Origin of the sequence: Klebsiella sp. MS 92-3, from assembly GCF_000195655.1 — a bacterium.
Classification (GTDB): domain Bacteria; phylum Pseudomonadota; class Gammaproteobacteria; order Enterobacterales; family Enterobacteriaceae; genus Klebsiella; species Klebsiella pneumoniae.
The window spans coordinates 76,778-83,780 of the sequence record NZ_GL882830.1 but is presented as its reverse complement, the minus strand read 5'-3'; the positions used below and the strand labels follow the sequence as shown (position 1 = coordinate 83,780).

Here is a 7,003-nt window from a genome sequence, read left to right as displayed (position 1 = left end):
AAAAAAAAAAAAAAAAAAAAAAATAAAAAAGGGGGTGGCCGCTGGGGCCCGGGCTGCAATTTTGTGGTTTACAGCGGGTTTTTCTTATTACGCAGCAGGTTAAGGCTCTCCACCGCGATAGAGAAGAACATGGCGAAATAGATGTATCCCTTCGGCACATGGACGTCGAAGCTTTCCAGCATCAGGGTAAAGCCGACGAGGATCAGAAACGACAGCGCCAGCATTTTCACCGAAGGATGGCGGTCAACAAAATCGCCGATAGGTCGCGCGGCGAACATCATCACCCCCACCGCGATCACCACCGCCGCCATCATGATGAACAGATGATCCGACAGGCCGACGGCGGTGATGACGGAATCGAGGCTAAAGATGATATCCAGCAGCATGATCTGCACGATGGCGCCGAGGAAGGAGTGGACGTTGGTCTTCAGCCCCTCCTCTTCACCTTCGATAGATTCATGGATCTCTTTACTGGCTTTCCAGATAAGGAACAGCCCGCCGAGTAGCAAGATCAGATCGCGAAACGAGATCTCCTGACCGAAAACGGTAAAGAGCGGGTTGGTAAGCTTAACGACCCAGGCGATTGAGGCCAGCAGCGCCAGACGCATGACCATCGCGCCCATCAAACCGATCCGGCGCGCATGGGCGCGCTGGGCGGTGGGGAGCTTAGCCACGACCAGAGAGAGGAAAATAATATTGTCGATCCCGAGCACGATCTCCAGCAACGTCAATGTGCCCAGCGCCAGCCAGGCGTTAGGATCGGTTATCCATGCAAATAACATTGTTCAAAGTCCTGCAAAATAGAAAGCAGCAATTATATGCAACCCCCAACGCAGAACAAAAAATTAATCGTGTTGTAACAAGAAATGGCGGGCAAGCAGAGCGGCGGTAAAATTCTTTTTCAGATAGAAACCGCGCGGCAGCGTGAGGATTGTCTCCCCGCGGGCGCCGATGGCTTCGGTCAGCGCCTTGCTGTTGGCGGCTTTCGGTCTTAACTGCAGCACCTCGCCGTGGCGGGCGGTAATGCGCTCGACCTCACCGAGAACAATGAGATCCATCAGCTCTTCCCAGTCCATGCGCAGCTGGCGCTCCTCGTCTTCGTCCGGGCTCCACAGCAGCGGTGCGCCGACGCGCCGCGCCGCCAGCGGGATGGTGCGTTCACCCTCCACCGGGATCCACAGGACGCGCTGCAGCTTATGCCGTACATGGCTGCTCTCCCAGGTGACGCCGCTATTGCCGGTTAACGGGGCGACGCAGACGAAGGTGGTCTCCAGCGGGCGTCCCCGGCTGTCGATGGGGATCGTTTTGAGCTCGACCCCCAGCGCGGCGAAATCCTGCTCGGGTTTACTGCCTGCGCTGGCGCCCAGCCACAGCTCCAGCAGAATGCCCGTCCAGCCTTTATCGCGCTTCAGATCGCGCGGAATGGGGATCCCCGCCAGCGCCGCCAGCTCGCCCAGCGAATAGCCGGCCAGCTGGCGGGCCTGGGCCAGCAGCTGTTCCTGACTTTGCGGCGGTGAGGCGAGCGGAGCGATAGCGGGCATAGGGTAATACCTTTGGTTAAAAAGTGAGCGCTAATTTTGCGCGTTGTGGATAGAGTTTACCGTTTTCTGAGTAACTATACCAATCTCATGATTTATATGGCTTTTTAAACTCATCATGCGGCTTATGAAAACGGTGTAAACGGGTTTTCCAGAACTGGTCACTGACAATAAACAGGATCTTACACCATGTTATCCACAGAAAAGTGGGATAACTGGGGAAAAGACTCACTACTGGTTCGATTTACAGCCTTGACGTGCGACGAAAATCGAATTTTTAGAGAAAATCTGCCGGTGGCCTGCGCGTAATCTGTGGATAAAATCGACATTGCTCGATCTTTCATCAGTCGGCGGATCGCATGTGTGATGATCGTCACGTTATGCTGTAATGTGTGAAAGGAATATATTCTAACTTTATGAATATGATACTATTATTTTCAGATGCTAGCGATGCGATGTTCGGATTACTCTGGGTTTTCCCGGGTTAATTCCGTACTTCTTCACAACTCTATCCACAGAAAAAGTGAATAAAATCGGCTGTCACGCGCTTTCATTGTTTATAACTCTGGCAATTACTGTGAGTTATTCAAATGTTATCCGTTCTCAGTGTGCGAACAGAGTGGTTTACCGTTTCCGGCGAGTGTGAAACAATCATTCACATTGAAGCTTATCTTGAGGTAGTCCGGTGATTGATGACGATGGCTACCGCCCAAATGTCGGTATTGTAATCTGTAATCGTCAGGGCCAGGTGATGTGGGCCCGGCGCTATGGTCAGCACTCGTGGCAGTTCCCGCAAGGGGGCATTAATCCAGGAGAATCCGCAGAGCAGGCGATGTATCGGGAATTGTTTGAAGAGGTCGGGTTAAGCCGTAAAGATGTGCGGATCCTGGCCTCAACCCGTAACTGGCTGCGTTACAAGTTGCCTAAACGTTTGGTGCGTTGGGACACAAAGCCGGTTTGTATCGGCCAGAAACAAAAGTGGTTTCTTTTGCAGTTGATCGGCAATGATGCGGACATCAATATGCAAACCAGCAGTACACCTGAATTTGATGGTTGGCGCTGGGTGAGTTACTGGTACCCGGTTCGCCAGGTGGTGTCGTTTAAGCGCGACGTCTACCGCCGGGTGATGAAAGAGTTCGCCAGCGTGACCATGTCGCTGGCGGAGAGCGCACCTAAGCCGCAAAACGCGCCTGCTTATCGACGTAAAAGAGGTTAAGCCACGCACATTATGCTCACTCGGTTGCGAGAAATAGTCGAGAAGGTCGCGAGCGCGCCGCGTTTAAACGAGGCGCTGGATATTCTGGTGACGGATGTCTGCCAGGCGATGGAGACGGAAGTCTGCTCGGTTTACCTGGCTGACAATGACCGACGCTGCTATTACCTGATGGCCACCCGCGGGTTAAAAAAACCTCGCGGGCGCACCGTTGCGCTGGCGTTCGATGAAGGCCTGGTGGGGCTGGTTGGCCGCCTGGCGGAACCCATCAACCTCGCCGATGCGCAAAAACACCCCAGCTTCAAATATATCCCCGCCGTCAAAGAGGACCGCTTCCGCGCCTTCCTTGGCGTGCCGATCATTCAGCGCCGCCAGCTGCTGGGCGTGCTGGTGGTCCAGCAGCGCGAGCTGCGTCAGTTTGATGAAAGCGAAGAGTCTTCCCTCGTCCCCCCCGCCCCCCAGATGGCGGCGATCCTCTCCCAGTCCCAGCTGAACGCCCTGTTCGGCCAGTATCGTCAAACGCGCATTCGCGCTCTGCCGGCCTCTTCCGGGGTGGCGATCGCCGAGGGCTGGATGGACGTCAGCCTGCCGCTGATGGAGCAGGTGTATGAAGCCTCGACGCTGGACACCGCCTCGGAACGCGAACGCCTGACCGGTGCGCTGGAAGAGGCGGCCAACGAGTTTCGTCGCTACAGCAAACGCTACGCCGCCGGGGCGCAAAAAGAGACGGCGGCGATCTTCGATCTCTACTCGCACCTGCTCTCTGACGCCCGCCTGCGTCGCGAGCTGTTTGCCGAAGTTGACAAAGGCGCCGTCGCCGAGTGGGCCGTCAAAAAGATCATTGAGAAGTTCGCCGAACAGTTTGCCGCGCTGAGCGACGGCTATTTGAAAGAGCGGGCCGGCGATCTGCGTACCCTGGGCCAGCGTCTGCTGTTCCATCTCGACGACAGTATTCAGGGGCCCAACACCTGGCCGGCGCGCATTATCCTCGTGGCGGACGAGCTGTCGGCCACCACCCTCGCCGAAGTGCCGCAGGATCGCCTGGCCGGCGTGGTGGTGCGCGATGGCGCCGCCAACTCCCATGCCGCTATTATGGTGCGGGCCCTCGGCATCCCAACGGTGATGGGCGCCGATATTCAGCCCTCGCTGCTGCATGGCCATACGCTGATTGTCGATGGCTATCGCGGTGAACTGCTGGTGGATCCTGAACCTGTCCTGTTGCAGGAGTATCAGCGCCTTATCAGCGAAGAGAACGAACTCAGCCGCCTGGCGGAGGACGATCTCCAGCGCGCGTCGGAGCTGAAAAGCGGCGAGCGGGTGAAAGTCATGCTCAACGCCGGCTTAAGCCCGGAGCACGAAGAGAAGCTCGGCAGCTTTGTTGACGGCATTGGCCTCTACCGCACCGAAATTCCCTTTATGCTGCAGAGCGGCTTCCCCTCAGAAGAGGAGCAGGTCGCCCAGTATCAGGGCATGCTGCAGATGTTTAACAGCAAACCGGTGACCCTGCGTACCCTGGACATCGGCGCGGATAAACAGCTGCCGTATATGCCGATCAGCGAAGAGAACCCGTGCCTCGGCTGGCGCGGGATCCGCATCACCCTCGATCAGCCGGAGATCTTTTTGATCCAGGTGCGGGCGATGCTGCGCGCCAACGCCGCCACCGGCAACCTCAGCATTTTGCTGCCGATGGTGACCAGTCTGGAGGAGGTGGATGAGGCCCGTCGGCTGATCGATCGCGCCAGCCGGGAAGTGGAAGAGATGATCGGCTACGCCATCCCACGTCCGCGCCTGGGGGTGATGCTGGAGGTCCCGTCGATGGTCTTTATGCTGCCGCAGCTGGCCAGCCGGATCGATTTTATCTCGGTAGGGACGAACGACCTGACCCAGTACCTGCTGGCCGTCGACCGCAACAATACCCGGGTCGCCAGCATGTATGACAGCCTGCATCCTGCGGTATTGCGGGCGCTGGCGATGATCGCCCATGACGCGGAGCGCTTTGGCATCGATCTGCGCCTGTGCGGCGAGATGGCGGGCGACCCGATGTGCGTGACGATCCTTATCGGCCTCGGTTACCGCCATCTGTCGATGAACGGCCGCTCGGTGGCGAGGGTGAAGTATCTGCTGCGCCGCATTGATATCGAAGAGGCGCAGGAGCTGTCGCGTCGCAGCCTCGATGCGCAGATGACCGCCGAGGTGCGCCATCAGGTGGCGGCCTTTATGGAGCGTCGCGGTCTCGGCGGCCTGATCCGCGGCGGGCGGTAGCGCCAGCCCGGGTGAGGCGTAAGCCGTAACCCGGGGATCCTCTGCTCGCACCCTCCGGCAAAGTAGGGTACTGCCGGGAAAACGGCATTCTGTTAGCATCCGTATACATATCTTTTACACGTTCGGCGCGGATCGCTCTTGTGGCTTATGCTATGATTCGCCTCCTTCGGCGTGCCCGTTTTGTTCGGGTATGGATCATCACCGCTGTCCACTTTCGGCGGAATAACAAGTCTTTATGGTGACAGATGAATAGTGGCTACCTGCATTTTCCGGAGTTCGATCCGGTCATTTTTTCTCTAGGCCCGGTCTCCCTCCACTGGTACGGTTTGATGTACCTGGTGGGCTTTGTCTTTGCGATGTGGCTGGCCACCCGTCGGGCGAATCGTCCGGGCAGCGGCTGGACGAAAAATGAAGTGGAAAACCTGCTCTACGCGGGCTTCCTCGGCGTCTTCCTGGGCGGTCGTATCGGCTACGTGCTGTTTTACAACCTGCCGGTATTTCTTGCCGATCCGCTGTATCTGTTCCGCGTCTGGGACGGCGGCATGTCGTTCCACGGCGGCCTGATCGGCGTGATCCTGGTGATGATTATCTTCGCCAGACGCACCAAACGCACCTTCTTCCAGGTCTCCGATTTTATCGCGCCGCTGATCCCGTTTGGTCTTGGCGCCGGGCGTCTGGGCAACTTTATCAACGGCGAGCTGTGGGGCCGCGTAGACCCGAGCTTCCACTACACGATGATTTTCCCGGGCTCCCGTGCCGAAGACCTGGCGCTGCTGCCGACGCATCCGGAATGGCAATCGCTGTTCGATACCTACGGCGCGCTGCCGCGTCACGCGTCGCAGCTGTACGAGCTGGCGCTGGAAGGCGTGGTACTGTTCCTGATCCTCAACCTGTTTATCCGTAAACCGCGCCCGACCGGCTCCGTTTCCGGTCTGTTCCTGATTGGCTACGGCCTGTTCCGCATCATCGTGGAATTCTTCCGCCAGCCCGACGCCCAGTTCACCGGCGGCTGGGTGCAGTACATCAGCATGGGGCAGATTCTTTCGATCCCGATGGTGCTTGCGGGTATCATTATGATGGTTTGGGCTTACCGCCACCGTCCGCAGCAACAGAATTCTTGAGGAACCATGAAACAGTATCTTGATTTGATGCAGAAAGTGCTCACCGAGGGCACGCCAAAAAATGACCGCACCGGCACTGGCACGATCTCCATTTTCGGCCATCAGATGCGTTTTAACCTGCAGGAAGGCTTCCCGCTGGTGACCACCAAGCGCTGTCATTTACGCTCCATCATCCATGAACTGCTGTGGTTCCTGCAGGGCGACACCAACATCGCCTATCTGCACGAGAACAACGTCACCATCTGGGACGAGTGGGCGGATGAGAATGGCGACCTGGGGCCGGTCTACGGCAAACAGTGGCGTTCCTGGCCTGCGCCGGACGGCCGCCATATCGACCAGATCAGCACGGTGATGAACCAGCTGAAAAACGACCCGGACTCCCGCCGGATCATCGTCTCGGCATGGAACGTCGGCGAGCTGGATAAAATGGCGCTGGCGCCGTGCCACGCCTTCTTCCAGTTCTACGTCGCCGACGGCAAGCTCTCCTGCCAGCTGTATCAGCGTTCCTGCGATGTGTTCCTCGGCCTGCCGTTCAATATCGCCAGCTACGCGCTGCTGGTGCATATGGTGGCGCAGCAGTGCGATCTGCAGGTCGGTGATTTCGTCTGGACCGGCGGAGACACCCATCTGTACAGCAACCATCTTGAGCAGACCAACCTGCAGCTAAGCCGCGAACCGCGTCCGCTGCCGAAGCTGGTCATCAAACGCAAGCCGGCGTCGATCTTCGACTACCGCTTTGAAGACTTCGAGATTGAAGGTTACGATCCGCACCCGGGCATTAAAGCGCCGGTGGCGATTTAACCCCCTAGCAGAGATGACTAACCCGCGGCCCCCGGGCCCGGGGGGTTTTTTTTTTTTTTTTCCCCCCC

Annotated in this window: 7 protein-coding genes; 4 read left to right on the top strand and 3 right to left on the bottom strand. The window is 57.7% G+C overall.

Features of this window, described 5'->3' with window-relative positions; all coding sequences use genetic code 11:
* Positions 1 to 68: 68 nt before the first annotated feature.
* From HMPREF9538_RS08730 to HMPREF9538_RS32375, 3 genes are all read right to left on the bottom strand, one after another.
* Positions 69 to 782 (bottom strand): TerC family protein, encoded by a 714-nt coding sequence (locus HMPREF9538_RS08730; protein WP_002915973.1) that lies wholly within the window; start codon positions 780 to 782, stop codon positions 69 to 71.
* 63 nt (positions 783 to 845) lie between these two features.
* Positions 846 to 1,541: a DNA mismatch repair endonuclease MutH gene (gene mutH / locus HMPREF9538_RS08735; protein WP_004143967.1), complete on the bottom strand. Its 696-nt coding sequence runs from the start codon at positions 1,539 to 1,541 to the stop codon at positions 846 to 848.
* 85 nt (positions 1,542 to 1,626) lie between these two features.
* On the bottom strand, positions 1,627 to 1,770 hold the full coding sequence (locus HMPREF9538_RS32375) for a hypothetical protein (protein WP_004218186.1): 144 nt from the start codon (positions 1,768 to 1,770) through the stop codon (positions 1,627 to 1,629).
* Between the two features lie 453 nt (positions 1,771 to 2,223).
* Here HMPREF9538_RS32375 and rppH point away from each other — a divergent pair, with 453 nt between their 5' ends.
* From rppH to thyA, 4 genes are all read left to right on the top strand, one after another.
* Positions 2,224 to 2,754 carry an RNA pyrophosphohydrolase gene (rppH, locus tag HMPREF9538_RS08740; protein ID WP_002915936.1) on the top strand — a complete coding sequence of 177 codons (531 nt, stop codon included), beginning with the start codon at positions 2,224 to 2,226 and terminating at the stop codon, positions 2,752 to 2,754.
* 12 nt (positions 2,755 to 2,766) lie between these two features.
* A complete protein-coding gene (gene ptsP / locus HMPREF9538_RS08745) occupies positions 2,767 to 5,013 on the top strand; it encodes a phosphoenolpyruvate--protein phosphotransferase (protein ID WP_009485676.1) in 2,247 nt (748 codons plus the stop codon).
* A gap of 245 nt (positions 5,014 to 5,258) precedes the next feature.
* Positions 5,259 to 6,134: a prolipoprotein diacylglyceryl transferase gene (gene lgt, locus HMPREF9538_RS31715; protein WP_002915934.1), complete on the top strand. Its 876-nt coding sequence runs from the start codon at positions 5,259 to 5,261 to the stop codon at positions 6,132 to 6,134.
* A 6-nt stretch (positions 6,135 to 6,140) separates the two neighbouring features.
* Positions 6,141 to 6,935, top strand: a complete 795-nt coding sequence (gene thyA, locus HMPREF9538_RS31710; protein ID WP_002915933.1) for a thymidylate synthase — start codon at positions 6,141 to 6,143, stop codon at positions 6,933 to 6,935.
* Positions 6,936 to 7,003 lie beyond the last annotated feature (68 nt).